The 25,980-nt window shown below is 41.3% G+C and carries 24 protein-coding genes, 1 pseudogene and 1 other annotated feature; of the genes and pseudogenes, 9 read left to right on the top strand and 16 right to left on the bottom strand.

The annotated features are described in order from the left end of the window. The first annotated feature begins 12 nt into the window (after window positions 1-12). The 4 genes from FBF75_RS10520 to FBF75_RS10505 all read left to right on the top strand — a co-directional run bounded on the left by FBF75_RS10520 (window position 13) and on the right by FBF75_RS10505 (window position 3,809). Window positions 13-1,284, top strand: a complete 1,272-nt coding sequence (locus FBF75_RS10520; protein ID WP_136944726.1) for a BaiN/RdsA family NAD(P)/FAD-dependent oxidoreductase — start codon at window positions 13-15, stop codon at window positions 1,282-1,284. Then, entirely contained in the window at window positions 1,281-1,478 is a 198-nt protein-coding gene (locus FBF75_RS10515) for a hypothetical protein (RefSeq protein WP_019743705.1), read from the top strand. The genes FBF75_RS10520 and FBF75_RS10515 overlap by 4 nt, the downstream gene beginning before the upstream one ends. A gap of 140 nt (window positions 1,479-1,618) precedes the next feature. After that, window positions 1,619-3,151, top strand: a complete 1,533-nt coding sequence (gene opuD, locus FBF75_RS10510) for a glycine betaine transporter OpuD (protein ID WP_135226554.1) — start codon at window positions 1,619-1,621, stop codon at window positions 3,149-3,151. Window positions 3,152-3,284: 133 nt separating this feature from the next. Next, entirely contained in the window at window positions 3,285-3,809 is a 525-nt protein-coding gene (locus tag FBF75_RS10505) for a CbrC family protein (RefSeq protein WP_136944725.1), read from the top strand. Window positions 3,810-3,839: 30 nt separating this feature from the next. Here the strand turns inward: FBF75_RS10505 and FBF75_RS10500 are convergent, their stop codons facing one another. From FBF75_RS10500 to FBF75_RS10470, 7 genes are all read right to left on the bottom strand, one after another. Next, window positions 3,840-4,022, bottom strand: a complete 183-nt coding sequence (locus FBF75_RS10500) for a sporulation protein Cse60 (RefSeq protein ID WP_003217582.1) — start codon at window positions 4,020-4,022, stop codon at window positions 3,840-3,842. Window positions 4,023-4,124: 102 nt separating this feature from the next. Next, window positions 4,125-4,436, bottom strand: coding sequence for a rhodanese-like domain-containing protein (locus FBF75_RS10495; protein ID WP_008343023.1), 312 nt, complete (start codon window positions 4,434-4,436; stop codon window positions 4,125-4,127). Between the two features lie 54 nt (window positions 4,437-4,490). After that, the gene (locus FBF75_RS10490; RefSeq protein WP_136944724.1) at window positions 4,491-5,174 is read right to left on the bottom strand and encodes a YesL family protein; all 684 of its coding nucleotides are present in this window, start codon (window positions 5,172-5,174) and stop codon (window positions 4,491-4,493) included. Between the two features lie 24 nt (window positions 5,175-5,198). Next, window positions 5,199-6,488 (bottom strand): Gfo/Idh/MocA family protein, encoded by a 1,290-nt coding sequence (locus FBF75_RS10485; RefSeq protein ID WP_017358337.1) that lies wholly within the window; start codon window positions 6,486-6,488, stop codon window positions 5,199-5,201. 18 nt (window positions 6,489-6,506) lie between these two features. Then, complete coding sequence (locus FBF75_RS10480) at window positions 6,507-7,031, bottom strand: hypothetical protein (protein ID WP_017358338.1); 525 nt, start codon at window positions 7,029-7,031, stop codon at window positions 6,507-6,509. Further along, window positions 7,028-8,140: a glycoside hydrolase family 88/105 protein gene (locus FBF75_RS10475; RefSeq protein ID WP_076822457.1), complete on the bottom strand. Its 1,113-nt coding sequence runs from the start codon at window positions 8,138-8,140 to the stop codon at window positions 7,028-7,030. Before FBF75_RS10475 ends, FBF75_RS10480 begins: the two co-directional genes overlap by 4 nt. A gap of 18 nt (window positions 8,141-8,158) precedes the next feature. Continuing rightward, window positions 8,159-9,124 carry an ABC transporter permease gene (locus FBF75_RS10470; RefSeq protein WP_008343019.1) on the bottom strand — a complete coding sequence of 322 codons (966 nt, stop codon included), beginning with the start codon at window positions 9,122-9,124 and terminating at the stop codon, window positions 8,159-8,161. Between the two features lie 231 nt (window positions 9,125-9,355). Here FBF75_RS10470 and FBF75_RS10465 point away from each other — a divergent pair, with 231 nt between their 5' ends. After that, entirely contained in the window at window positions 9,356-11,656 is a 2,301-nt protein-coding gene (locus FBF75_RS10465) for a helix-turn-helix domain-containing protein (RefSeq protein WP_136944723.1), read from the top strand. A gap of 35 nt (window positions 11,657-11,691) precedes the next feature. On the opposite strand, the gene FBF75_RS10460 is transcribed toward FBF75_RS10465, so the two are convergent. Continuing rightward, window positions 11,692-12,063, bottom strand: a complete 372-nt coding sequence (locus tag FBF75_RS10460; protein ID WP_008343017.1) for a winged helix-turn-helix transcriptional regulator — start codon at window positions 12,061-12,063, stop codon at window positions 11,692-11,694. Window positions 12,064-12,217: 154 nt separating this feature from the next. Between FBF75_RS10460 and FBF75_RS10455 the strand changes: the two are divergent. Continuing rightward, a pseudogene (locus FBF75_RS10455) lies at window positions 12,218-13,404 on the top strand (MFS transporter). 13 nt (window positions 13,405-13,417) lie between these two features. Further along, window positions 13,418-14,257: an aldo/keto reductase gene (locus FBF75_RS10450; protein WP_136944722.1), complete on the top strand. Its 840-nt coding sequence runs from the start codon at window positions 13,418-13,420 to the stop codon at window positions 14,255-14,257. A 44-nt stretch (window positions 14,258-14,301) separates the two neighbouring features. Here the strand turns inward: FBF75_RS10450 and FBF75_RS10445 are convergent, their stop codons facing one another. The 6 genes from FBF75_RS10445 to FBF75_RS10420 all read right to left on the bottom strand — a co-directional run bounded on the left by FBF75_RS10445 (window position 14,302) and on the right by FBF75_RS10420 (window position 21,909). Next, window positions 14,302-15,801, bottom strand: a complete 1,500-nt coding sequence (locus tag FBF75_RS10445; RefSeq protein ID WP_008343015.1) for an extracellular solute-binding protein — start codon at window positions 15,799-15,801, stop codon at window positions 14,302-14,304. 25 nt (window positions 15,802-15,826) lie between these two features. Beyond that, the gene (locus tag FBF75_RS10440) at window positions 15,827-16,687 is read right to left on the bottom strand and encodes a carbohydrate ABC transporter permease (protein ID WP_098680761.1); all 861 of its coding nucleotides are present in this window, start codon (window positions 16,685-16,687) and stop codon (window positions 15,827-15,829) included. 218 nt (window positions 16,688-16,905) lie between these two features. Beyond that, window positions 16,906-17,658, bottom strand: coding sequence for an NAD-dependent epimerase/dehydratase family protein (locus tag FBF75_RS10435; protein WP_048001442.1), 753 nt, complete (start codon window positions 17,656-17,658; stop codon window positions 16,906-16,908). A gap of 52 nt (window positions 17,659-17,710) precedes the next feature. Beyond that, the gene (locus tag FBF75_RS10430; protein WP_047945261.1) at window positions 17,711-18,613 is read right to left on the bottom strand and encodes a dienelactone hydrolase family protein; all 903 of its coding nucleotides are present in this window, start codon (window positions 18,611-18,613) and stop codon (window positions 17,711-17,713) included. Between the two features lie 130 nt (window positions 18,614-18,743). Next, window positions 18,744-21,158 carry a leucine--tRNA ligase gene (gene leuS, locus FBF75_RS10425; RefSeq protein WP_048001444.1) on the bottom strand — a complete coding sequence of 805 codons (2,415 nt, stop codon included), beginning with the start codon at window positions 21,156-21,158 and terminating at the stop codon, window positions 18,744-18,746. 97 nt (window positions 21,159-21,255) lie between these two features. Next, window positions 21,256-21,477, bottom strand: a binding site (T-box leader). A 102-nt stretch (window positions 21,478-21,579) separates the two neighbouring features. Next, entirely contained in the window at window positions 21,580-21,909 is a 330-nt protein-coding gene (locus FBF75_RS10420; RefSeq protein ID WP_008343006.1) for a DUF4257 domain-containing protein, read from the bottom strand. A gap of 425 nt (window positions 21,910-22,334) precedes the next feature. Between FBF75_RS10420 and ytvA the strand changes: the two genes are divergently transcribed. After that, complete coding sequence (gene ytvA, locus FBF75_RS10415; RefSeq protein WP_041507632.1) at window positions 22,335-23,138, top strand: YtvA family blue-light photoreceptor; 804 nt, start codon at window positions 22,335-22,337, stop codon at window positions 23,136-23,138. 84 nt (window positions 23,139-23,222) lie between these two features. Beyond that, on the top strand, window positions 23,223-23,921 hold the full coding sequence (locus tag FBF75_RS10410) for a sunset domain-containing protein (RefSeq protein WP_136944721.1): 699 nt from the start codon (window positions 23,223-23,225) through the stop codon (window positions 23,919-23,921). Between the two features lie 60 nt (window positions 23,922-23,981). On the opposite strand, the gene FBF75_RS10405 is transcribed toward FBF75_RS10410, so the two are convergent. Next, the gene (locus FBF75_RS10405) at window positions 23,982-25,292 is read right to left on the bottom strand and encodes an ABC transporter permease (RefSeq protein ID WP_017358351.1); all 1,311 of its coding nucleotides are present in this window, start codon (window positions 25,290-25,292) and stop codon (window positions 23,982-23,984) included. Further along, entirely contained in the window at window positions 25,282-25,980 is a 699-nt protein-coding gene (locus tag FBF75_RS10400; protein WP_007501890.1) for an ABC transporter ATP-binding protein, read from the bottom strand. The genes FBF75_RS10405 and FBF75_RS10400 overlap by 11 nt, the downstream gene beginning before the upstream one ends.

The raw sequence follows: 25,980 nt of genomic DNA, 5'->3' as shown, positions 1-25,980 counted from the left end.
GAGGAATGTAACATGAAACATTATGATGTCATTGTCATTGGCGGTGGACCTTCTGGACTGATGGCCGCGATTGCATCGGCAGAACACGGTGCATCGGTTCTGTTAATTGACAAAGGAAACAAACTTGGCAGAAAGCTCGCCATTTCTGGCGGTGGACGCTGCAATGTGACCAATCGCCTTCCAGTAGAAGAAATCATCAAGCATATTCCCGGAAACGGCCGTTTTCTATATAGTGCATTTTCTGAGTTCAATAACGAGGATATTATTTCGTTCTTTGAAAATCTAGGTATTGAACTAAAAGAAGAAGACCATGGACGTATGTTCCCTGTCTCAAACAAAGCACAATCTGTTGTGGATGCCCTATTGGATAGGCTCCGCGCGCTCAATGTGACCATTCGAACGAATGAAAAGATTAAAACCGTTCTGTATCAAGACGGACAAGCAGCTGGAATTGTTACAAATAATGATGAAAAAATTTCAAGTCATGCCGTTGTCATTGCTGTTGGCGGGAAAAGTGTGCCGCATACAGGCTCTACTGGCGATGGCTATGCATGGGCAGAAGCCGCTGGTCATACCATTACAGAGCTCTTCCCAACCGAAGTACCCGTCACGTCAGACGAGCGTTTTATTAAGGACAAAGTGCTTCAAGGTCTTTCATTAAGAAGTGTGGCCGTGAGTGTTTTAAATAAAAAAGGAAAACCCGTCGTCACTCATGTCATGGATATGATCTTTACACACTTTGGCTTATCAGGTCCTGCCGTTCTGAGATGCAGCGGATTTGTTGTGAAGGAACTGAAAAAGCAACAGGCCGTCCGTCTTCAAATTGACTTATACCCAAAGCTCAATGACGAGGAGCTTTTCCAAAAACTTCATCGCGATCTAAAAGATGAACCAAAAAAAGCCATTAAAAATGTCCTGAAATCTTGGATGCAAGAGCGCTATTTATTGTTCCTTTTAGAACGAAATGGCATTGATCCGCAGGAGACATTTTCTGGTCTCGCTAAAGATAAACTACGCGCTTTTGCTCATGATTGTAAACATTTCATCGTCCATGCAAATGGGACGCTTTCTTTAGATAAAGCCTTTGTCACAGGAGGCGGCGTTTCTGTCAAAGAAATTGAACCGAAGAAAATGGCATCCAAAAAAATGAACGGTCTTTATTTCTGCGGAGAAATTTTAGATATTCACGGTTACACAGGCGGTTACAATATTACGTCAGCACTTGTGACAGGCAGGTTAGCTGGCATGAATGCCGCACTAGAAGTAAAGGAGAGATTCCAATGATTAGACGCGCACTTCCGATTGTCCTTGCAGTTGTCATTAGTTTGACAGCCGCTTTCTTTATGAAGCTGTCCATTACCCCGTTAAAAGTCGCCATTGTTTTAGCGTTTACGATTTTCGCTGTTTGTTTAAAAGAATATGTCTACCGTCTGCGCAAACGAATTGAAGAAAAGTCATCTTCACATATCGATGGTTGATAAATGGAAGGAAAACATGTTACGGTAAAATAGAGGTCGAGTGAGAAACTCGCCTCTTTTTGTTTGAAAATAGTTGAGACAGGGGATATTAAATTAAATCCTCTGCTTAAACGTGTAGAACAACAGGAGAGTGAGATGGTGTGAAAAACGTATCAAGTGTATTTTGGATTGTGATTGCTATCACATTTATTGCCGTTCTATGGGGAGCCCTTTCTCCAGATACGCTGCAAAATGTGACAGATCAAATTCAAACATACATTACAAATGACTTTGGCTGGTATTATTTATTAGTCGTATCGCTGCTAGTCGGCTTTTGTCTATTCTTTATCTTTAGCCCTATCGGAAAAATTACGTTAGGAAAGCCAGGTGAAGAGCCTGAATTTGGTCTTTTTTCTTGGTTCGCCATGCTGTTTAGTGCTGGAATGGGCATTGGGCTTGTTTTTTACGGAGCCGCTGAACCGATCAGCCACTTTGCCATTCAATCCCCAACAGGCGAGACGGAAAATGCACAAGCCTTCCGTGATTCCCTTCGTTATACCTTTTTCCACTGGGGACTTCATGCATGGGCCATTTATGCAATTGTCGCCCTTTGCATTGCATACTTTAAATTTAGAAAAGATGCACCTGGATTAATCAGTTCCACCTTATACCCAGTATTCGGAAACAGAATTCATGGATGGATTGGAAAAACCATTGATTGCATCGCAGTATTTGCAACGGTGGTCGGTGTAGCTACTAGTTTAGGACTAGGTGCCGCACAAATTAATGGCGGATTAAACTATTTATTTGGAATTCCAAATAACTTCCTGACTCAGCTCATCATTATTGCAATCGTCACGGTCCTGTTCCTTCTCTCTGCTTGGAGCGGTATTGGTAAAGGGATTAAATATTTAAGTAACACAAACATGATTCTTGCTGCTTTACTCATGTTCTTTTTACTCATTGTTGGACCAACTGTGTATATTTTAAATTCATTTACTGATTCAATCGGACAATACTTATCAAATATTGTACAGATGAGCTTTAGATTATCACCAAATGATCCAGAAAAGAGACAATGGATTAATGGATGGACCATCTTCTATTGGGCATGGTGGATCTCTTGGTCGCCATTTGTCGGTATTTTTATTGCAAGGGTTTCACGCGGGAGAACCATTCGAGAATTTTTAATTGGTGTCTTAGTGGCTCCTTCCATCCTCGTGTTCCTTTGGTTCTCGATCTTTGGTGTATCTGCAATGGACTTACAACAGAACAATATCGTCGATGTTGCAAACATGTCTACTGAAACGATGCTGTTTGGTGTTTTAAATGAATACCCACTCGCCATGATTACATCCATTCTGGCACTGATTTTAATTGCGGTATTCTTTATCACATCAGCAGACTCAGCTACATTCGTTCTCGGAATGCAGACAACCTATGGATCATTAAATCCAGCGAATAGTGTAAAGATCAGCTGGGGTATTATCCAGTCAGCAGTAGCGGCAGTGCTCTTATTTTCAGGCGGTCTTCAGGCCTTGCAAAACACAGCCAAACTCGCTGCTTTACCGTTCTCTGTTGTCATCATTTTAATGATTGTATCCCTGTACAAATCATTAAATGAAGAACGAAGAGCGATTAAACAAGCAAATAAGTACAATAAACCAAGAAGTCCAAGAGTAAAAAAAGCATAATCATCACAAGAGAAAAGTCGTTCCTCATCCGAACGGCTTTTTTTCTCGTTGAAATAATTGAAGATTGTCATGACATCGCGTATTCCGATAAAATAGTGTTGAATCATCACTTTTCTACATAATGGAGGTTTATATGACGTTACCTACGTTCAAGTACAACCCAGACCCAGTTTCATTACATGTGATTAAAAAAGAGCAGACGATATGCCCCGTTTGTGCGAAAGAACGAGATTATGTATATCATGGTCCTTTTTATTCTGTTGAAGACGTTTCTGGCATTTGTCCTTGGTGCATTAAAGATGGATCAGCTGCTCAAACATATAATGGAATGTTTCAAGACGATGCGAGTTGTGATGACGTCGATCATGAAGAATATATAGATGAACTGATCTTCAGAACGCCGGGTTACCGCGGATGGCAGCAGGAATATTGGTTAAGCCATTGCGGGGATTTTTGCGCGATTGTGCAGTATGTTGGATGGAAAGAGATTGAGCATTTAGAGGAAGAACTCTCAGAGGATATTGAAGAGATTTGCAGTGGTGGACATTTCACAAAAGAGAACTTGAAACAATGGCTCGTGAACGGAGGAGACTTGCAAGGCTACCTCTTTCAATGCGTTCACTGCAAAAAGCATCGTTTACATATTGACGCTAGTTGATCATGGCAAAAGGACCTTCAGCAGGTCCTTTTATTTTTTATATAAAATGAGCGCTGAAAAACAGTAGAGCTGCTCTCCTCCTTGCTCACAGATCACCGCCACATTGTATTTGATGTCAATAATTTGGTCGTCGTCCATTCCTTTTAAAAAAAGATTGATTTCGCTTTGCAGATCTTTCTCGTGTTCTTCATCAAATACAGCTACCTTCAGCACATATGCCACTCTCCCTTCTCTTGCTACTCTATTTTTATGCAAATAGAGACGGACATATGAACAAAAAAAAGCCTTCCATCTTGTCGATGAAAGGACTTCTTTTTACAGCTTCGGTTTTGTTTCTCCTGTCCATGCAAGCATGCCGCCAACGACATTGGTTGCTTGATAGCCTTGGTCTTCTAAGAAATAGCAGACATTCTCACTGCGTTTACCAGAACGGCAAATAATATAATACTCTTGCGTCTTATCAAACGCATCTAGCTTCTCAGGAATATCGCCCATTCGAATATGGACTGCCTCTGGAATCATGCCTTCTGCTACCTCTTCATCCTCACGCACATCGACGAGTTGAATGGCTTCTTCTTGCGCTAGCTTTTGCTTTAATTCTTCTATTGAAATTTCTTTTACTGACACGACTCTCATCTCTCCTTTTATTCACGGTGACACCATTATAGCAAATCATACACATCACTGCGTATTCACCCGCTTGGATTGTAGGAAAGACGGGAATCGTTTCTTCACATCAACTGCCGGCTGCTCGCTTTCAAACTCTATCTTTTTAAATACTTGATAGGCTAGCCACATGTGGACATATGCGAGAATGCTGATGCTAAAAAACGGCACGATCCCTGGCAAATAAGCAAATAGGATAAAGAGAATAGCCGAGAAAACGAGCATAGAGAGCGTATATTGCAAATACGAGATGCCAAGCAGAAGGGAAAATTTCAAATAAAGACGCTTTTTCCAATCATAATGAGCCAGCAGCGGAAAGATATAAAACAAGCTGACAATAAACAGAAAACCAAAGATATAGATCGCAAAGCGAAGCACGTGTAAAAACCAACTCGTTGGATAAATATAAGCAAGGTCTACATAAATAATTGTCCCGATGATGACCAGCACCACTCCAATGACATTAGAGCGTACAAATTCTTCGCGGTATACTTTCCAAAAGGTTTGAAAGACGCTGAGTTGCTCATGCCCTTGTATCCACTTTCTCATCACAGAAAATAACGCTGTTGTTGCAGGCATGAAGCCAAAGATTCCAAGCCCAAGTAAAGTGAACAAAAGCCATAACAAATTCGTATAGGCAAGTCTCATCACCCACTCACACATGCGCAACATTCTGCTCATTGATCCATCATGGTCCATCTCTCTTCCCTCCTCTCTTTCTCGTTACACCGTCTCTTTTTGAAACAATTCTTCTATTTCAATCGGACGTTTTTCTGCAACTGAGCGCCACATGCCTTCGCCAAGTGCAATGGAATAAGCACCCGCCTCTGCTCCTGCCGAAATGTCATAAGGAATGAGCAGATCTTTTCCTAAAAATAAATCTGCTAATAATAGCGGATCTCCGCCTCCATGACCCCCTGATTGCTTCACAACTTCAATCGTTTCTTTTCCACCAAACATCGGGTAGTATGCAATGGTCTGTTCAGGGAATTGAAAAGGGATTCTCGATGGCACATGAAACTCATTTGTTTCAATCCGTCCCTTCGTCCCGTTAATCGCAAGCCGGTAGCCTTCATATGGCGCTGAAAATTGAATCGAGTAACTTAACAAAGCCCCCTGATCATAAGCCACTGACGCCACATATGTATCCTCAATATCAATTTCTTGATCAAAAATACAGGCATCAGGACGATAATTCGAGTATTGCTTTGACTGCTGCTCACCTGATTCAATATGGTCATCCTCCACCTTTGTGCGCTCTACCCGCGGATTCCACCTTGCTTCATAATGACAGGTATCTCTTACATGACAGGTTCCACAATATCGATTCTCTTCACCCTGCAAAGGATTCCAAGGACTTTCATCCCCATAATAATTCAGTGCGCCATAGGCAAATACTTGCTTCGGCTTTTGATCAATCCACCAGTTGACCAAGTCAAAGTGATGGGTCGATTTATGAATAGACAGACCGCCTGAATATTGACGCGAGCGGTTCCACCTTTTAAAATAACTGGCTCCGTGATACGTATCAATGAGCCAGCTTAACTCAACAGACGTGACCCTCCCAATCTTTCCATCTAAAATGAGCTCTTTTATCTTTCGGTGGAATGGATTGTAGCGATAATTAAAGGTGACGGTGACCTTCCCTTTGCTTTCTGCCTCTTTTTCCATCACCCGTTTGGCGTCTTTTGCTGTTGTGACCATCGGCTTTTCCGTTATGACATCCAGATCATGATCCAGTGCCTGCAGGATATATGTGACATGTGTATCATCTCGCCCCGCCACAATGACGATATCTGGTCTTGCTTCCTTCACCATCTGACCAAATGCATCCTCATGAAAAAATGAGACGCCCCTTAGTGATGGAAAACGCTCCTGACAAAGTGTATACCGCTTCTCATCTACATCTAAGAGCCCTGTAATCCTGTAATGCTCGTTAAAATCCTCGGTGAGCGGTTTGATAAACATATTGAAAGCACGGTGACTGAGCCCGCAAACGGCGACCCTTTTCACATTCCCCCACCCCTTTTTCTATTGGTTTTCACGAAGCTGCTTCATGAGAGACAGTGCCACTTTAGATTTCTCCGCATACACAGGTATGAAGGCGACCATATCTCGGTGTAATCGAAAGGTATAGCCATTTAGCTGCTTTGTTCCTTTCTTGATTTGGACCGCATAATCGACTGTATTTCCCGTCTTTGCATCTTCCATCGTATATGGTCCTGCCCCTTCGCCATCTACCCGCATCTCTTCAAGCAGCTGAAAGCTTTCAGGGTCATCATATGTTCTAAACATTTCTTCGGGGACAAACATCACGTCCCCCTCTTTTGCAGTTATTTCAACAAGAAGTTTTTCAGGAATTGCAGGGAAGATGTGAACATCGTATGTCTCCTGATTTGGTTGAAAAGCTTTCTCCACTAATTGGTCTTTCATTGCTTTTGACATGTCAGAAAAAATAAGGACATCAATCCCCTCTGTTTTCCCCTGACAGGCGGACAAATAAAAGGCAGCGATGAAGCTGAGGAGCCATGCCGCAGCCCTTTGATGCCGCCTCATACCTTTTGAAACACAGACAGCTTTTCTAGTTCAGTTAACGCCATAATAAAAGCGCCTGCTCCATGCAAATCATTCGTGCTCCGCTCTCTGCCAACGTAATAGTCATAAAATCCCGCAGATGTTCCAATACAAATATCGTTCACCGTAAAATCGCCGTTGTCTTTTTCCTCCGTTTTATATTCAATCAACCCTTGATACGCTTTGACCACGTGATCAACATATCGAAGACTGACATATCCTTCATTCATGGCTTTTGCCATCGCATACATGAATAGACATGACCCTGAGCTTTCAAGCCAGTTGTCGCTATGACTTCCTTTATCAATGATTTGATGCCATAGACCCGTTTCGTCGTCCTGATATTTTGCCACACTTTCCAGCATATCTGTCAGTGTGTCCTTCCACACTTTTCGTCCTTCATGTCCTTCTGGTAAATCTTCGATCATATCGGCTAACGCAAGGACATACCAGCCAAAGGATCTTGCCCAAAATTCTGGGGAACAGCCCGTCTGTTGATCAGCCCATGGCATCACTTTCCGTTCATCCCATGCGTGATAGTAAAGGCCCGTTTTTTCATCTTTGGTATGCTTTCTCATGAGATGCTCTTGATGGATGACCATGTCCACCAGCTCCAATTCTCCTGTCAACTGGGCATACTTTAAAGCAAAAGGTCCACCCATATAAAGACCATCTAGCCACATTTGATAAGCATAATTGTCTTTATGCCAGAAACCGCCCTCAGACGTGCGATTCAGCGTCCGATAAAGCCCCCGAAGCTTTTCTGCTGCCTTCACATACCGCTTCTCTCCCGTTCTTTCAATCAGCGGGAATAAAATGAGCCCTGCTTGAATGGCATCAAGCTCGTCTCTGCGGAATAACAGATTCCCATGGTCATCAATGAGTGAGTCTGCATAATTTTTCACATAATCAAAGTACGCCTCGTTTTCTGTTGCTTCGTAAAGCTTCATCACTCCGCAAAGGAAAACCCCTTGATGATAGTGCCACCTTCCAGCTGGCGGAAGTTCAATCGGTGTATACGCTTTCATTATTGTTTGTGCTAATTTCTCTGCATGCTCAAGCGGTGATCCCTTTTCAATCGATAATGTCATTGGTCTTCATCTCCCCTTTTAATAAATCCCTTCTTCTCCAAACTTCTTCGCTAAACGGTTTGCCATCATGACCAAAATAAGTCCAACGGCTGCTTTAAATAAACCAACAGCGGTACTATAGCTGAATTGTCCTTGCTTCAGACCAGCTGTATACACATACGTATCAAAAATCTCTGCGACTTCCCTGTTGGTCGCATTGAGTAATAAATAGACATGTTCAAATCCAAGCTCTAATGTATCACCAATTTTTAAAATGAGCAGTACAACAATGACACTTTTAATCGCAGGAAGGGTGATGTGCCACATTTGTCTGAGTCTGCCGGCTCCATCCATTTTTGCTGCTTCGTATAGCTGCGGATCTACTGCTGTAATCGCTGCAAGATAAATAATGGTTGACCAACCCGCTTCTCTCCAGATTACCTGCAAAATGTACATGGGTCTAAACCATTCTTGACTAAGAAGGAAGTTAATCTTTTCTCCTCCAAAGAAAGCAATCAATTCATTGATCAACCCGCCATCTACCGTTAACAAAACAAAAGATAAGGACACGACAATCACCCATGACATGAAGTGAGGAATATAAATCATTGTCTGAACAAATTTCTTAAACAGTGCCAATCTGACCTCGTTTAAAAGAAGGGCTAATAAGATCGGAATCGGAAAGAAAATCACGACATTCATGGCAAATAAAATGAGCGTATTTTTTAATAAGATGAAAAATGTTGGTTCTGTAAATAAGCGAATAAAGTGTTTGAAGCCAACCCACTCACTGCCAAGAATTCCGAGAAATGGCTGGTAATCTTGAAAGGCAATGATCAGCCCCCACATAGGGACATATTTAAAGACAAGAAAATAAAGGAGCCCTGGCAAAATCATTAAATACAGAAATTTTTGACTAAGTAATTGATTAAGTAAGCGCTTTCTCTTTTCTTTTTTCAAAGCTGCCGCAGGCACACCCTTGGCAGTGACATCCTGTGTTTTCACAGATAAAGCCTCCCCTCATGCTGATGCATGTGTTAACTGTATCTTAAGGATGAAAAATCCGTCTACAATCATATCATCAGATCATATTTACTCAGGGGAAGCTACTCAAAACGTTACATAAAACATAAGAAAATGATCCTAATCTCAGAAAATGATTATTGACAAACCTACCAGATTTTTGGATTAATAAACTAAGGGGAAAAGATTGTTTCGTTTGAAATGGGGGGTTTTATGAAAAGAAAGCAGTATAAATTTTATTACAAGCTGGTGACGTTTTTTTTCGTGCTTAGTACGATTCCTGTTATTATTGTCGGTATTTTTTCTTATCAGCATTCGCAAAAAACTGCACTCGAAAATATTTCAAATGAAAAGCTGGACAGCGTCAAACAAACGCAATCCAATATTGAGCATATTCTAAAGACAGTAGATCATTCTCTCACTCACTATGTCAGTTCGCCGCCTCTCCTTCAAACACTGGCAGAACCTTTAAATCCAGACCAATTCCAACTTTATAATCAAGTCCAGCAAGAACTGAATTACCTACAAACCTTCGACACCGATCTCTCCAATATTACACTTGTTAGTAAAATGGAAGATTGGTATATGAACAATTCTGGTCTTTATCATGTCTCAAACGGGGATCAAGAGAAAGCGTTAACCTCTTACCTCAATATTCCGAGTCATTCCAGCTGGGCACTTGAAGAAAATAATCCACTTGTCTCAACAAAAGAAGGAAAGACATCCTTTTGCAAATACAATGTGAATTTAATCAAGCAGCTTCCGATGAACAGTGTCCAAAAGAAGGGGATCGCCGTCGCCAGCATTCCAAGCTGCGTGATTGCTGACAACATGCCTGACTTCTCTCAATCTGATAGTATGTTTGTCATTGATACAAACGGAAAAGTGCTGCTACATAATCGAAAAGAACAAATTGGTGACTCGTTAAAAAATCAAGATTTCGTCAAACATGTCCTGTCACTTGAAGAACGATCCGGACAATTTGATATGAAAATCGATGAACTAAACTATCAAATTACGTTTCAAAAATCAGATTATAACGAATGGACATACTTATCCTTTGTCTCCATTCCAGAACTAAAGCAGCAAACGAAATCAATCGGGTGGATCACCTTTATTATTTGCTTTATTTTGTTAGCGCTTTCATTATTATTTTCATGGTTTGGCTCTAGACACTTTTATAAACCGATTCGCTTATTATACGAATCCTTTGCACGTAATGAGTCGTTTTTGCATAAACAGCCTTTCCAAAATGAATTTGAGCTCATCGAATCGAGCATTAAACAAATGAAAGATCAAAACAATGATCTAGAGGAACGGATTGAACAGCAAGTAACACACTTACAGCAATACTTTATGGTGCGGCTGCTGCTTGGCAAGCTGACGGAAGAAGAGATTCACAACCGATTTCAAAGTCTAGGCTTTCCTCGTGACTGGTCCCATTTATCCATGCTTGTGACCCAAATCGATACACTAAAAGGAACGCCGTATGAAAAAAAGGATGCAGACTTGCTTTTATTTGCGATAAATGGACTGATTGAGCAGATTATTCCGCTAGAGGAGCACCTTCAGCCGACCGTTGTCAATCAGCATCAAACGACGATTGTCCTCAATCAATCGAAGTCAGAAGAGGAATTTACTGAATATTTAAATCAATTAGCCGAAACAATTCAGCAGCGGATTGAGGAAGAGCTGGGCTTGTCGATCAGCATTGGGATCAGTCGCTCATTTAAAGAGCTCTCTATGGCCAAACATGCTTATATTGAGGGAAAAGAAGCCTTAAAATACAGGCTCAAAGCAGAGAAAAAATCCATTCTTTTATACGAGCATATTCAGCAAGGAAAGACGTTTAAGACTCATTTCCCAAAACAACTGCAGCATGATTTATTTGATGCCATTAAAGCAGGCGATCAAGGCAAGGCAGATCACTATTTACATGTCCTTCTGCAATCCATTTTTTCTAAAAATGCGGGACCACATGAGTACCAGATTGCTCTCGCTCGTTTTTTAAACAATCTCATTGAGCTGATGCATTTGCTAGGCATTGAATTGTTTGAAGTCGAAGATAATAAAATGCTCTATGATACGATCTTTGAGTTTAAAACGTTTGAAGATACAGAAGCGTGGCTGAAACATGAGATCATTCGACCCATCATTAATCAGCTCGGCGCGCGTGAAGACTCTCAATATAAAAATATCTCAGAGAAAATCATTCATATCATTCATCAAGAATTTGACTCAGATCTGACATTGGATGAAATCGCTACACGCCTGCACTACAATCCAAATTATTTAAGTAGTATTTTTAGAAAAGAAATGGATATCTCCTTTAGTGAATATCTCTCGTCTTACCGACATCATGTCGCCAAAAACTGGTTGGTAGAGACGGATATGTCGGTGAAAGAAATTTCGGAAAAGCTAAAATACAAAAATCCGCAAAATTTCATCCGCTCCTTTAAAAAGCTGGAAGGCACGACGCCTGGAAAATACCGTGATCAGAAAAAAGGCACATAAAGCAAAGTCCCGCTCTCACAAGAAGCGGGACTTTTTTATTTAAACTGTTCATTTAGGATACTGTCTTCCAGCACTGAAAGCGGCTCGCCATACACTCGTTCAATATGGGCTGCTCCCCAATCACATAACGCATTCAAAATTCGCTCAAGCGACTGTCCGTATTCACTTAATTCATACTCCACTTTAGGCGGCACTTGTTCATATACAATGCGGTTAATCACACCGTCATTTTCAAGCTCTCGCAGCTGCTGTGTGAGCATTTTTTGCGTGATATTTGGCATGAGGCGCTTCAGTTCACTCGTCCGCTTTTTCCCATGTGTTAAATGACATAAGATGACACACTTCCATTTCCCGCCGATCACTTCAAGCGTTGCTTCCACAGAGATATTATATTTCTTCTTTTCCAACGTCGCTTCACTCCTTTTGATGCTGTACAGGCACTTTTTAGTACCTATATTACAAAAAAGTACGTACTTTTTTTTCTGTCATCTATGTTAGATAATAACTCTTGCCGATCGGCTTCGTCTATCAAAATGTCATGAAAGAAGGATGTGAATCACGATGCAAAACAAACAAAATCACTTTGCCCTTCTCGCACTAGCGATTAGTGCATTTGCTATAGGTACAACTGAATTTATCTCTGTAGGTCTCCTGCCGATGATCTCAGAGGACTTTGGCGTGAGTGTCAGCCAGGCCGGCTGGACCGTTTCTTTATATGCGCTCGGTGTTACTTTTGGCGCACCAATTCTAACCTCACTTACGTCAACGATGAAAAAAAGACATTGCTTTTGCTCATTATGCTCGTCTTTTTGATCGGAAATACACTCGCCACGATTGCCCCGACTTTTTCTGTACTCTTAATCGGACGAGTGATTTCAGCCCTATCACATGGCGTATTTATGTCGATTGGCTCGACCATTGCCGCAAGCCTTGTGGTGAAAGAAAAGCGGGCAAGCGCTATTGCCTTTATGTTCACTGGTTTAACAGTCGCTACTGTGACCGGTGTGCCATTCGGTACGTTTCTTGGTCATGAGCTCGGCTGGCGGACGTCATTTGGTGTGATTGTCATGATTGGCCTAATCGCACTGATTTCTAACTATTTCCTTGTTCCGTCTCAATTGAAACAGGGCGTGAAAACAACGTTTAAGGATCAAGCAGCCTTATTAAAGTCGAAAAGAATGTTGCTTTTATTTGTCATTACTGCTACAGGGTATGGAGGAACCTTTGTCGTCTTCACCTATTTATCCCCTCTCTTACAGCATGTGACAGGTCTTGCGCCTGGAACAGTTGCCTTGATCCTGCTGTTATACGGGATGACCATCGCCGCTGGGAATGTCATTGGCGGAAAAGCAGCGAATAAACAGCCAATGAAAGCACTGATTTATATATTTATCATTCAAAGTCTCATCTTGTTTATCCTTAGCTTTACTGCTGGATTTATGGCACTCGGGATTGGAACTGTAATGCTGATGGGACTGTTTGCTTTCATGAACGTACCCGGCCTTCAAGTTGCCGTCGTTGATTTTGCAGAAAGGTATACACCCGGAGCTGTCGATGTTGCTTCCGCTCTTAATATCGCTGCCTTTAATGCAGGTATCGCCATTGGTTCATTTTTAGGCGGCATCGTGACAGATACCCTTGGGCTTGTGCATACCGGCTGGGTTGGCGGCATCATGGTGCTCATGGCGGCCATACTCACGATGGTGAGTCATCAAATCGAACAAAAAGAATACAAACAAACCATGTAAAGGAGTCTTTCATATGAACGATTTACAAAGTACAAAAACATTAAACAACGGCGTCCGCATGCCAGGATTTGGTCTTGGGGTCTTTCAGGTTGAAGAGGGAACGGAATTAATTGAAGCTGTTAAAACAGCCATTCAATTAGGATATCGCAGTATTGATACAGCTTCTATTTACGGCAATGAAGAAGGTGTTGGACGAGGCATACAACTTGGTCTAGCAGAAACAGGCCTTCGCCGCGAAGACATCTTTGTGACATCCAAAGTGTGGAATGCCGATTTAGGATATGAAGCGACACTAAAAGCATACGAAGACAGCCTGAAAAAACTTCAGCTTGATTATCTTGATCTGTATTTAATTCACTGGCCAGTTGAAGGGAAATACAAGGAAGCATGGCGCGCGCTTGAAACGCTGTACCGTGAAGGAAAAGTCAGAGCCATCGGTGTGAGTAACTTTCAGCCGCATCATCTAGACGAATTATTGACAGATGCGGACATCATTCCAGCAATTAATCAAGTCGAGTTTCATCCAAAACTCACGCAGGAAACGCTGTTTACGTATTTGAAAACACATGGCATCCAAATGGAAGCCTGGTCACCACTTATGCAGGGAGAGCTGCTGCACCACCCGCTGATCACGGAGCTTGCGGGCACATACAGCAAAACACCTGCTCAAATTATTTTGCGCTGGGATGTGCAAAAAGGCGTCATTACGATTCCTAAATCAACGAAAGCCCATCGTTTACAAGAAAATGCCGATATTTTTGATTTTGTCCTATCTGATGAGGATATGAAGCGCCTGTCTGACTTAAATGAAAATAAACGAATTGGTCCTGACCCAGACAACTTCGATTTTTAATGAAAACACCCCCGCTTTTTACTAAGCGGGGGTCTTCATGTTCATCATTTTGATTTTTTAAAGGAAGCTTCATATTCTTCTATGATTTTATTTCCACCATTTGATTTCCACTTCTCTACATCTTTCTTAAATTGTTCTTCGTTGATATCACCAAGAATGAACTTATAGGTCGCATCATCGATGATTTTCTTCAATTCATTTCCTCGCTCTGATGCTGTTTCTGAATACAGGCTTTCAGCAGGGTTAGCGACAATGATGTTTTTATTGTCTTCTTCCAGCTCTTCATATTTTGTACGAACTGCATCGCCTTTATTTTTCAAGTAACGTTTATCAATCCCTACGAGGCTGACAAGCGGCTGTACATCTGTCTGCCAGCTTTTCACTTGGCTTTCTTCCCTCACAAATGTATTTCCATCTTGTTTGTTATAATGCTTTCCATCAATCCCGTATGTCATGAGACCATACACGTCTTCTTCTGCAATGCGGTCAAAGAAAGCCAAAATTCTCTTTAACTCTGCTTCTGATTTGACGCTTGTTTTTGGGAAGGCGAAGATGCCATTATGGCCGCCTGATGCCCATACACGTTCTTTTCCATCTGGGCCTTTGATTCGGTTGATAATATCCACTTCCATGTTTTTATCTGTTGCATCATCTCTTAAGTTCACTGCATCTACCATATTTCCTACATAGATACCCGCTTTTCCTTGTGAGAACAATTCTTGCTGCTGCGTTTTGCTTGTGACTGGGAAGTCTTTGTTTATATAACCATTGTCACGCAGCTTTTTCATATATTTCATTGTATTCATATACTCATCTGTCATAAAGTCTGGCGTAAATTTGCCGTTTTCCTCTTTCCAATCTGTTGGCATTCCTTCATAAGAACCAAGCGTTTTAAATGCACCGTAAATCAAATCGTTACGGTCTGTAAAACCAATCGTATCGTCCTTGCCATTTTTGTTCGGATCTTTTTCAGTAAATGCCTTGGCTACTTCATAAAGGTCATCCAGCGTTTTTGGTGTATCCAAATTTAAATTTTCAAGCCAATCCTTTCGAATGACAATCCCTTGTCTTGAAAGTGGTCTCTCTCTATAAATGCCATAAAGCTTCCCATCGATTGAGGCATTTTTATTAATCAGTTCGTTCATCTTACTTAAATTTGGATAATCCTTTAAGTATGGACCGATTTCCCAGAACATGCCAGATCTGAACGCATTGATAGCAGATGAATTCTTAATGTCTTGAATCGTCACAATTTGCGGGAGGTTCCCTGCGGCAAGTGCTGAATTTAAACGGTCTTCTTTCACCGCATCAGGCACCCACGTAATATCAAGCTCTGTATTTGTGAGCTTCTCAATCTCTTCTAACACTGAATCTTTTGGCGGCTGCTGATGATACAAAATCGCCATCCATGTCAGTTTCACCTTTTTGTCTAAATCAACCTTTTCATCTGATGAGCTTGCTCCTTTACTTGAACAAGCTGACAGAATACCGCTTGCGGCAAATAACAAAACAAAGGCAATCAGCCATAATTTCTTTCTCCCCATAAGATCCCTCCGTTATTCCATCTTTTTAACCCTTTACAGAACCTAGTAATGCCCCTTTGTTGAAATGCTTTTGAATAAATGGATAGACAAGCAGAACGGGAATGGTCGCCACGACGATGACCGCCATTTTAATGGTTTGGTCTGGCGGCGGTGTTGATGAGCCCATATCTGACATATCTCCCTGCATACCGCTTGATACAATGACGATTTGTCTTAACAGGACCTGAATCGGCCATTTCACTGAATCGTTTAAATATAAAATGGCTGTCATGTACGTATTCCAATACGTCACGGCATAAAAAAGTGAAATCGTCGCAATAGCTGGCAAAGAAAGTGGCAGTACAATTTTAAAGAAGATCCCTAAGTCGTTACAGCCGTCCATCTTCGCTGATTCTTCAAGGCTTGCCGGAATGTTTTGAAAGAAGTTTTTCAAAATGATCAAATTGAATGCATTGATGGCCACTGGCAGAATGAGTGACCAGTAAGTATCAAGCAGCCCTAGTGTTTTCACGACAATAAACGTCGGAATCATCCCTCCGCTAAACAGCATCGTGAAGACAACGAGAAACATGAGGGTTCTTCGGCCCTTTAGCTCTTGACGAGACAGCCCATACGCCATGAGTGAGGATAAAAACATGCTGACCGCTGTTCCAACGAGTGTCACAAGAATGGATACAATCAGGCTGCGATACACAATATCTGTAGAAAAGATATAGCGATAGGCCTCTAGAGAAAACGTCGTTGGAAACAAAATAAACTTCTTTGAGATGACCTCTTCTACTGTCGCAAAAGAGGCGGCAATGACATGGATGAACGGGAGCACACATATTAATGCGAACATGAGTAGAAAAGAGTAATTAAATACATTGAACAATCGGCCTTTAATAGAACGATCTATGTTCATCACGCCCTTTCTTTGTAAGCGTTATCATTTCGTCTGAACATAAGCTGCAGCCTTTGACGATATCGTGATTAAAATGTAACAAACGGGGGAAGAAAGCGTCTATAATCATCATGACAGACCACAGAGATGATCATGCCATTCGTGCTTTTAGCCTCATCAATGAAAAGAAAAAGATCATGAGCTAATGTCATGATTATGCCCTATGCCTGATCGTTTTCTTTCAGAATTTCTGCCGTATTGACATCTGGCCTGTAGCCTAACTCCTGCTTCGTTTTCTCAGTAGACCAAGGTTTTCCTTCGTTTTCTGATACGGCATAATAAGTCCCGAATGGAACGTCCGTTTCGATGGCAGCCTTGATCATGCCGAAAAGGTCTTCATGTGAAAGAAGCGTTCGTTTCGTTCTTTTTTTGGTGTGCAATCCTTCCATCTCATCTGTCACGACGGTTCCAATTCTCAAATTGATGACAGACATACCTGTTTGATCGTGAAACAAACGCCCAAGCTGTTCGGAAGCAAATTTTAAAATGCCATACACATTTTTCGTTGCTGGTACATCATCAGTCGTAATTTCTCGCCCTAGTAAGGAGTGACCATCTTTTTCATATCGATCTGTCACATGATTACTGCTTGCAAAAATGACTTTTGGAATGCTTAACCGGGCCGCTGAACGAAACATATCATACGTGCTTTTCCAAAACACATCATTCATTTTTGCAAACTCCTTTTCATTCATCACATCATGCGTCATGTCTATGTTTAAAAGATGAATGATCACATCTGTATCTCTTGGAATGGCTTGAAACAACTCCTCTTCAATTGCCGCATTTGCAAAAACGACTTCTTCTACACATCTTGTTTGATCAATGATGGTCAGGTCATACTCCGAAGAGAGCTCTTTAGTTAATAAACGTCCGATGACACCACATCCGCCAATCATGGTGATTTTTTTCATCTGTTTCCTCCTTCATCTTCTATCGGAGTAGTATGTCCATGCCGTCTATTGATTACAGCCACTTTTTCAAAAAACGTGTAGCCTCGTGGCGCATAGCAGCCGTTTCAAAATGACCTGCATGTAGACCTATAAGCTGATAACGTTCCTTTAAGGAAGCAGCTTGATAGGCTTGACTTAATGTCTGTTGAATTCGTCCAACACCTTCAGCAGGAGTAAGCTGATCATGCTTTCCAACTAAGCTTAAATGCGGTCTTGGGAAAATCATTTCTTGGATGTCAGCTGCTGTAAAGTGCTTAGCTAAGCTCGGTACATAATAGTAAAAACCGTGTCTATCTAAATGATTTGTTTCAATCAATGTGTGATGATCAACCTGTGCGCAAAGATCCACACACACACTGACCCTCTCATCAAGTGCTGCCGTCCACCATGAAAGAAGGCCGCCCATTGACATCCCAAAAACAGCTAAACGCTCTGGGAGTACATCAGAGCGGGACAGCAAATAATCAATTGCACACATGCTCTCATACAGCATCATGCCCCACATCACTTTTCCTGTTAACAGCATTTCTTTGAAAATTTCACTTTCTGTTCTTCCCCTTCTTTCACCAAATCCCGCATGATCAATCGCCAACACACTATAGCCCTTTGAAGTGAATTCTTTTGCGTATGAAGGCGCTTGCAAATAATGAGCCCCCTTCAATAACTCTTCTTTCCCATCCACATAATTCCCACCATGAGAATGCTGAAACAAGACAACAGGCCTTTTTTTTACTGTATCTTTCGGCTTCACAAAGTAAGCCGGAACTTCCTCCACCCCATGAATAGAGAGAATGAGTGTTTCTACTAAGTACGATTCACGTTCCTCAATCTTTAACGTATACGCCTCCACACGATGGCGCTCCGGCATTTCCCCTAATAAACTGAGCAGTTGTTCACGTTTGCTTTCCTTTTCCATTGACGTCACTCCTCATTTTCTTGATCAACTTGTTAAATACGAGATTGATGGAGGAATTACCTTGTTTTCGACAAAATTATGTCCCGGGAAATAAACAACACCCATCGGCTGATACCGATGGGTGCGTTCATTAGTTCGCGACAATATTGACAAGTTTTCCAGGAACCGCAATCACTTTACGGATTGTTTTCCCTTCAAGCTGTTCTTTTATCCGTGCATCATTTTTCGCAAGCTCTTCTAGCTGCTCTTTTGTTGCATCAGCAGGAACCGTTAATTTTGCTTTCACTTTTCCATTTAGCTGTACGACAATTTCCACTTCATCATCGACAAGTTTTGACTCATCATATTGCGGCCATGCTTCATAAGAAATAGACCCTTCATGACCAAGTTTATTCCAAAGCTCTTCCGCTACATGCGGTGCAATTGGAGAAAGAAGTTTCACAAAGCCTTCTGCATATTCTTTCGGCAGTGTGTCAGCCTTGTATGCATCGTTGATGAACACCATTAATTGTGAAATCCCAGTATTGAAACGTAAGCCTTCATAATGATCTGTTACCTTCATGACGGTTTCATGGTAGCTTCGCTCTAATGGCCCGCCAGATTGCTCTGTCACTTTATCACTGATGGAGCCATCTTCATTTGTAAACAGACGCCATACACGATCTAGGAAACGACGAGCACCATCAAGACCTGTTTCAGACCAAGCAATTGACGCATCTAAAGGCCCCATGAACATTTCATACAGTCTTAATGTATCTGCACCATGAGATTCTACGATATCATCTGGGTTGACAACATTCCCTTTTGATTTACTCATTTTTTCATTATTTTCACCAAGAATCATTCCTTGGTTGAACAATTTCATGAACGGTTCTTTTGTTGGAACAACACCAATATCATACAAGAATTTATGCCAGAATCGTGCATATAGCAGATGAAGCACAGCATGTTCTGCTCCACCAATATACACATCAACCGGAAGCCATTTCTTCAGCTTTTCAGGCGATGCAAGTTCTTCTGTGTTATGTGGATCAATATAACGTAAGAAGTACCAGCAGCTACCTGCCCATTGTGGCATCGTATTCGTTTCACGGCGGCCTTTCTTACCTGTTACAGGATCTACAACCTCAACCCAGTCTTTAATATTGGCTAAAGGTGATTCACCTGTTCCGCTTGGCTTAATCTCAGTCGTCTTAGGCAAAATCAGTGGAAGCTCTTCCTCTGAAACAGCTGAAGATGTTCCGTCCTCCCAATGAATAATTGGAATTGGCTCTCCCCAGTAACGCTGACGGCTGAACAGCCAGTCTCTTAAACGATAAGTGACTTTCTTTTCACCTTTTTGATGTTCTTCCAGCCATGCAATCGCTTTTTCAATTGCTTCTTCTTTCCCTAAGCCGTTTAAGAAATCAGAGTTGATGTGCTTTCCATCACCTGTGTAGGCTTCTTTGTCAATGTCTCCACCTTCGACAACCTCTTTGATGGGAAGATCGAATGTTTTGGCGAATTCATAATCACGCTCATCATGAGCAGGAACTGCCATAATCGCTCCAGTGCCATATGTGGCTAACACATAATCTGCAATCCAGATCGGCATCTTTTCCCCATTCAATGGATTGATGGCATAAGCACCTGTGAAAATGCCCGTTTTCGTTTTAGCAAGATCTGTTCGCTCTAAGTCACTCTTAGATTGAATTTCTTTGATATATGCTTCAACTGCTTCTTTTTGAGCAGCTGTTGTAATTTTTTCAACTAGTGTATGCTCTGGTGCAAGAACGGCATATGTTGCACCAAATAGTGTATCAGGACGTGTTGTAAACACAGTAAACTGTTCGTCATGTCCTTCTACTTCGAAGTGAACATGTGCACCTTCAGAACGTCCAATCCAGTTGCGCTGCATGTCTTTGATGCTTTCAGGCCAATCAATGTCTTCTAAATCTTCTAATAGCCTGTCCGCATATGCTGTAATTTTTAGCATCCATTGCTTCATTGGACGTCTTTCAACAGGATGTCCTCCGCGCTCACTTTTCCCATCAATGACTTCTTCATTTGCAAGGACTGTACCAAGTGCTGGGCACCAGTTTACAGGTACTTCATCAATATACGCCAATCCTTTTTCGTACAATTTCAAGAAAATCCACTGCGTCCATTTATAATAATTCGGATCTGTCGTGTTAATTTCTCGATCCCAATCATACGAGAAGCCCAATGATTGAATTTGGCGGCGGAAATTATTAATGTTCTCTTCTGTAAATGCAGCTGGATCATTTCCTGTATCCAGCGCATATTGTTCCGCTGGAAGACCAAATGCGTCCCATCCCATTGGATGAAGAACATCGTATCCCTGCATACGTTTCATACGTGATAAAATATCCGTTGCTGTGTATCCTTCAGGATGCCCTACATGAAGCCCTGCTCCTGATGGATAAGGAAACATATCTAGCGCATAAAACTTTGGCTTATCTTCCGAGTCAGATGTGGCGAATGTTTTATGTGTCAGCCAATAATCCTGCCACTTCTTTTCAATTTCCCGATGCTGAAAACTCAATGTGAAAACCTCCTTTAATGTGTACGGCTTTATCTGCACAGATGACCACTGCAAGAATTCAGATTTTTCTAAAATCAACAAAAAACCCTCATCCCTAGAAAGGGACGAGAGATTTTTTGGTTCCCGCGGTACCACCCTTGTTAGCGTCATGAACTGTTCATACGCTCACTTAATATCTTTAACGCAGACATGCGACAGAAGCTTTAACGCAACTGCAACTCTGAGGCGAGTTCAGAAGCAGATTTGATTGACTTTCACCAGCCGTCAATTCTCTAAAGACAAATACTGCTTTCCTACTACTCCTCTTCACTGTTCTTATCGTAACCGTCATCTAAGTAGTATTTTATAGAATTATGATCATAAGTGCAAGCAGGTTTGTATACAATGGGAATGTACCCTAGACTAGGGTAAAGTGAGGATATTATTCGTGTGGAGATCGGTTATGACGGTTGGAGCCTGCATCCTGTGAACGTTCTTCTCTCACAAAATCGAAGCTTCGCAGAACTGCTTCTCCTCCGTAACCTGAAATAATGGATAAGATGATCAAGTGCAGACTAGATTCGGGATTTGAGGATAAGACAAGCAGTGTAGCAGCAATCATCCCAACGAGCCAATCTTCAATAAACCCTAGATAAATAAACTTCTTTGTCATTCTGGGCTTCTCTAGCCTGCCTTTTTTCTTTACGTGACCGAGAATGCCCATGACCCCTCCAATGGCGCAAGCAATAATGACTTGTTGCAGCATTTTCATCACCTTCCTAAAGCCCTTAGAATAGTAAAGCGACTTCAGGCTGTCCAGCCCCCTGTAATGCCATTCTGCTGTTCCGTCATAATCCATGTAAAAGGTCTATTCTCTCTAACGAAGAAAAAAAGCTTGTTTCTTCCATTATATGTGAATGACCCAAAAACAATCTTGATGCATTGGAATCATTTTTACCTAATCCATATTAACTATTTTTGTCATTTTATGAATTATCCTCAAATGATCCCTTCTTTTTCTAATGAAAAGTCTCCTTACTTACTCTATTCTAATGGAGGACAAACTATGATGACAAATTTAACAAAGCGATTGCAATCATTGAAACAGAACATATGTTATGTTACGTTTAAAAAGAATTCATTTGGTTTCAAAAAAACCATCTTAAATGTCTAATAGTAGCAGCAAAGGAGGGTAATATGGTCAGCTCGAACATCTTCGGCTTGCAAAAACAGCTTGAACTCATAAAAAAAGCGCTAGATCATGCGCGGATTGGTGTTGTCATTACAGACCCTTCTTTAGAGGATAACCCTATCGTTTATGTGAATCATGGCTTTACACAAATGACTGGATACAAACCAGATGAGATTCTTGGACGTAATTGTCGATTCCTCCAAGGAAAAGACACAAATCAAGAGCAACTTGCCTTAATACGTCACGGAATTCAAAACAAAACACCTATTACCACACAGCTCAAAAATTATAAAAAAGACGGTACTTTTTTTTGGAATGAACTCAATATAGATCCTCTATACATTGAACAAGATGACAAAACATTTTTTATTGGCTTTCAAAAGGACATTACAAAGCAGAAAGAATATGAACAACTCCTAGAAGATTCCTTACAGGAAGTCACCTCTCTGTCGACGCCAATTGTCCCAATCAAAAATGGTGTTTCCGCTCTTCCACTCATCGGAAAATTATCAGAAGAACGCTTTGATGCCATCGTCGCGAAGTTAACTTGTATATTAGAAGATTCAAAGGATGATTATTTAATTGTCGATCTTTCTGGTTTAATCGATGTCGATGATTCCGTTGCAGCCCGAATTTTCAAACTGCATCACCTGCTGAACTTAACTGGAACTGAACTCATCATCACTGGGATCAAACCACAGCTTGCGATGAAAATGAAAGACTTAGATACAGACTTCCAGAATACGATCACTTACTTAACAGTAAAAGAAGCAATCAAAGGATTGGCATTAGCTGAAAACCCTGTATAAACAGGGTTTTTTTAATTGAACCGCTCCCCAAAATGGAAAAATGAGGTATGATAGGTATAAATAGCGATATAGGGGGGCTGCCAGATGATGATGTTACTCATCATAGGTCTTTTATGTATTTGTTTCGCCATAGGATATGCCGTGAATTTCTTATTACTCAAACACCAAAATCAACCAATCTTTTCAAAAAAACTCTTCTATCCTTTTTTGACCATTGGTCTTGTTTTTTCTATTATGTCATTACCGTTTGCCGGCACAGGTGCTCCGAAAGCACAAGCAGATCCATCTTCTGAACAGCTGCTGAAAGAGCAAAAACAATTAGCATCTGATATTTCTCGTCTAAAGGAAGACAAAGAAACGCTGACGGCCTCTTTAGAAGACGTGACCAAAGAAAAAGAAAAGCTATCCAAGAAATTAGAAAACATCACCTCCGAAAAGAAGACAGTCAAACAGCAAGAAAAAACCATCCATGAGCTTGAAGAGAAAATAGACAAGCTCACCTCTACAAACGAAACACTCAAAAAAGAACACCAGAAAGTAAACAAAGACACCACGTCATCGGCCCAGCGATCTGCTCCTAAAGATGATGGGGCCAATACTAGCGGTCATGAGTCACAAAAAGAAACAAAAAAAGAATCTACCGCCTGTAATATTAAAGGAAGTGTCAACGGCATCTATCACACACCGAGCAGCAGATACTACTCACGGACAAAAAACGTGACCAAAATGTTCTGCTCCGTAGAAGAAGCTGAGCGTGCAGGGTACCGGGCACCAAAGCAATAGACATCTTTTGACGATAAAAAAACCTCCTGTCAGCCCAATATAGGTACAGGAGGTTCTTCTTTAAATTTCTCTTCTTAATGCTGTTAATACATTCGTTTTTGTCGCCTTACGTGCTGGATTGAGTCCAGAAATAATGGCAACTCCTGCACTAATCACTGTTGCTGTGACCACAAGGCTTAGCGGTATATAGGAGAAGGTGATCGAGAATTGATCGCTTGATGCTCCCTCAGACATGGAAGACAAAATCGCTGGAATGATTAAATTCACTGCAAAACTAACGATGTACGAGATGATAATCCCGATGATCGATCCAATCACCCCAATATAAGCACTTTCCATGAGGAACATTCGCTTAATAATGGAAGGATTCGCACCGATGGCTTTCATGATCCCAATCTCTTGTGTCCGCTCTGTAACGGCCATTGTCATCGTATTGAAAATGCCAATCGCCGAAATAATGACCGCAATACATCCAACAAAGATGAGTCCAATTTTAAAGACTGTAAAGAACATATCCATTCCTTCAAGCTGATTCGTCACAGAGATGACTTGATAGCCGTCATCTGTCAGCTTATCTGTGAGCGCACCGACATTGTCGAACTTATCAGCATAGACAGACGTCATTTTTTCGACATTTCCTGCATCAGGAGACAGATCGAGCACTTGACTAAATTCTTTTTCATAAGCATTCGGAATAAGAATTTTATGATCCTGCTGCCACTCCAAATTCGGTTTCTTCAATACACCGACGACACGGAAATCGAACGTCTTTTCTTTCACCACTTCATTTTCTTCATTCAGTTTTGGTACCTTGATTTGAATGACTTTGTTTAAAATTTCCTTCGTATAGCCTTTTGGCTCTTCCGGTGTCTCTTCACCATTTGATGTCTGATTCATTTCTTTTTCATAGTCTTTTCGTTCTTTTTCCGTCCAAAGTTGTTCTGCCATTTGATACCCAACTACAATTTCATTCGCCGATGTTGGGACTTTTCCACGGTCTAGTTCAAGGCCTGCCTCTTTTTCTTCTTTCATATCTGTCAGTACAGCCTGCGTATCACTTGAGCGATTATCGAGCTCGACGTGAACCGATGGAATGATTGACGTTCTCGCAACGACAGATTTCGCATGATCATATTTCTTTAAATCGTCAACCTTGACGTCACCTTTTTCTTTGCCTAACACTTTAATTTCTGTGATAATTTGTTGTTTCATGATTTCATCTTGAGCCGATTTTTGCAGACCAAAACCAACTGACGCTAGAACGATTAAGAAAGAGCATGCCATTGTCGTTGCAAGTATGGTCATAAACACACGCAATCTATTTTTCTTCATATTTCTTCTGATGAATTTGACCTGATCTCTAAATTTCAATGGACTGATCCCCTTTCTTTAATACACCATCATGAAGCTGGAACGTTGTGTCTGCGATTGAAGCGACTTCATCGTCATGTGTAATGATGACAAATGTAATTCCTTTTTCACGATTAAGCTGTTGGATAAAGGCTAGAATTTCGCCTTCAGTTTCTGAATCCAGACTGCCTGTTGGCTCATCCGCTAAAATAATAGACGGATTAAGGATCAAGGCTCTTGCAATACTCACACGCTGCTGCTGTCCACCTGACAGTTCATTAGGATAATGTCCTGCGTGATGTTCCAGTCCAACTCGTTTCAGCATTTCCTTTACTTTCACTTTTCGCTCAGACGGCTTCACACCTTTTAAAGTGAGCGGAAGTTCAACGTTCTCATATGTTGTTAAACTCCCGATCAATTGAAAGCTTTGAAAGATAAAGCCAAAATGATCTAACCGAAAGTCTGCCCATTCCTTCTCATTAAAGCCGGTCACATTGGTGCCATCAACCATAATTTGTCCGCTTGTTGGCGTAATATATCCCGATATTAAATTCAGTAAAGTTGATTTCCCCGAACCGCTTCGTCCGACGATACATGCAATTTCGCCTCTTTTAATAGACAAATCAATGTCTTTGAGCACAGGAATCTCGTTCTCCCTGCCCTTTTTCCCAATTTTAAACACATGATCTAACGATTGAATTTGAATCAT

The sequence above is a fragment of the Bacillus sp. S2(2019) genome, from assembly GCF_005144805.1.
In the GTDB taxonomy this organism is placed as follows: Bacteria; Bacillota; Bacilli; order Bacillales; family Bacillaceae; genus Bacillus; species Bacillus altitudinis.
The sequence above is the reverse complement of the archived record's forward strand: the minus strand, read 5'-3'. Positions and strand labels throughout refer to the sequence as shown.

What these genes read in the sequence shown, in the direction of transcription:
- FBF75_RS10520 (WP_136944726.1), top strand. Translation starts at nt 13, where the DNA reads ATGAAACATTATGATGTCATTGTCATTGGCGGTGGACCTTCTGGACTG.
- FBF75_RS10515 (WP_019743705.1), top strand. Translation starts at nt 1,281, where the DNA reads ATGATTAGACGCGCACTTCCGATTGTCCTTGCAGTTGTCATTAGTTTG.
- FBF75_RS10505 (WP_136944725.1), top strand. Translation starts at nt 3,285, where the DNA reads ATGACGTTACCTACGTTCAAGTACAACCCAGACCCAGTTTCATTACAT.
- FBF75_RS10490 (WP_136944724.1), bottom strand. Translation starts at nt 5,174, where the DNA reads ATGGACCATGATGGATCAATGAGCAGAATGTTGCGCATGTGTGAGTGG.
- FBF75_RS10480 (WP_017358338.1), bottom strand. Translation starts at nt 7,031, where the DNA reads ATGAGGCGGCATCAAAGGGCTGCGGCATGGCTCCTCAGCTTCATCGCT.
- FBF75_RS10475 (WP_076822457.1), bottom strand. Translation starts at nt 8,140, where the DNA reads ATGACATTATCGATTGAAAAGGGATCACCGCTTGAGCATGCAGAGAAA.
- FBF75_RS10465 (WP_136944723.1), top strand. Translation starts at nt 9,356, where the DNA reads ATGAAAAGAAAGCAGTATAAATTTTATTACAAGCTGGTGACGTTTTTT.
- FBF75_RS10450 (WP_136944722.1), top strand. Translation starts at nt 13,418, where the DNA reads ATGAACGATTTACAAAGTACAAAAACATTAAACAACGGCGTCCGCATG.
- FBF75_RS10445 (WP_008343015.1), bottom strand. Translation starts at nt 15,801, where the DNA reads ATGGGGAGAAAGAAATTATGGCTGATTGCCTTTGTTTTGTTATTTGCC.
- FBF75_RS10435 (WP_048001442.1), bottom strand. Translation starts at nt 17,658, where the DNA reads ATGAAAAAAATCACCATGATTGGCGGATGTGGTGTCATCGGACGTTTA.
- FBF75_RS10430 (WP_047945261.1), bottom strand. Translation starts at nt 18,613, where the DNA reads ATGGAAAAGGAAAGCAAACGTGAACAACTGCTCAGTTTATTAGGGGAA.
- FBF75_RS10420 (WP_008343006.1), bottom strand. Translation starts at nt 21,909, where the DNA reads ATGAAAATGCTGCAACAAGTCATTATTGCTTGCGCCATTGGAGGGGTC.
- ytvA (WP_041507632.1), top strand. Translation starts at nt 22,335, where the DNA reads ATGGTCAGCTCGAACATCTTCGGCTTGCAAAAACAGCTTGAACTCATA.
- FBF75_RS10410 (WP_136944721.1), top strand. Translation starts at nt 23,223, where the DNA reads ATGATGATGTTACTCATCATAGGTCTTTTATGTATTTGTTTCGCCATA.
- FBF75_RS10400 (WP_007501890.1), bottom strand. Translation starts at nt 25,980, where the DNA reads ATGATTCAAATTCAATCGTTAGATCATGTGTTTAAAATTGGGAAAAAG.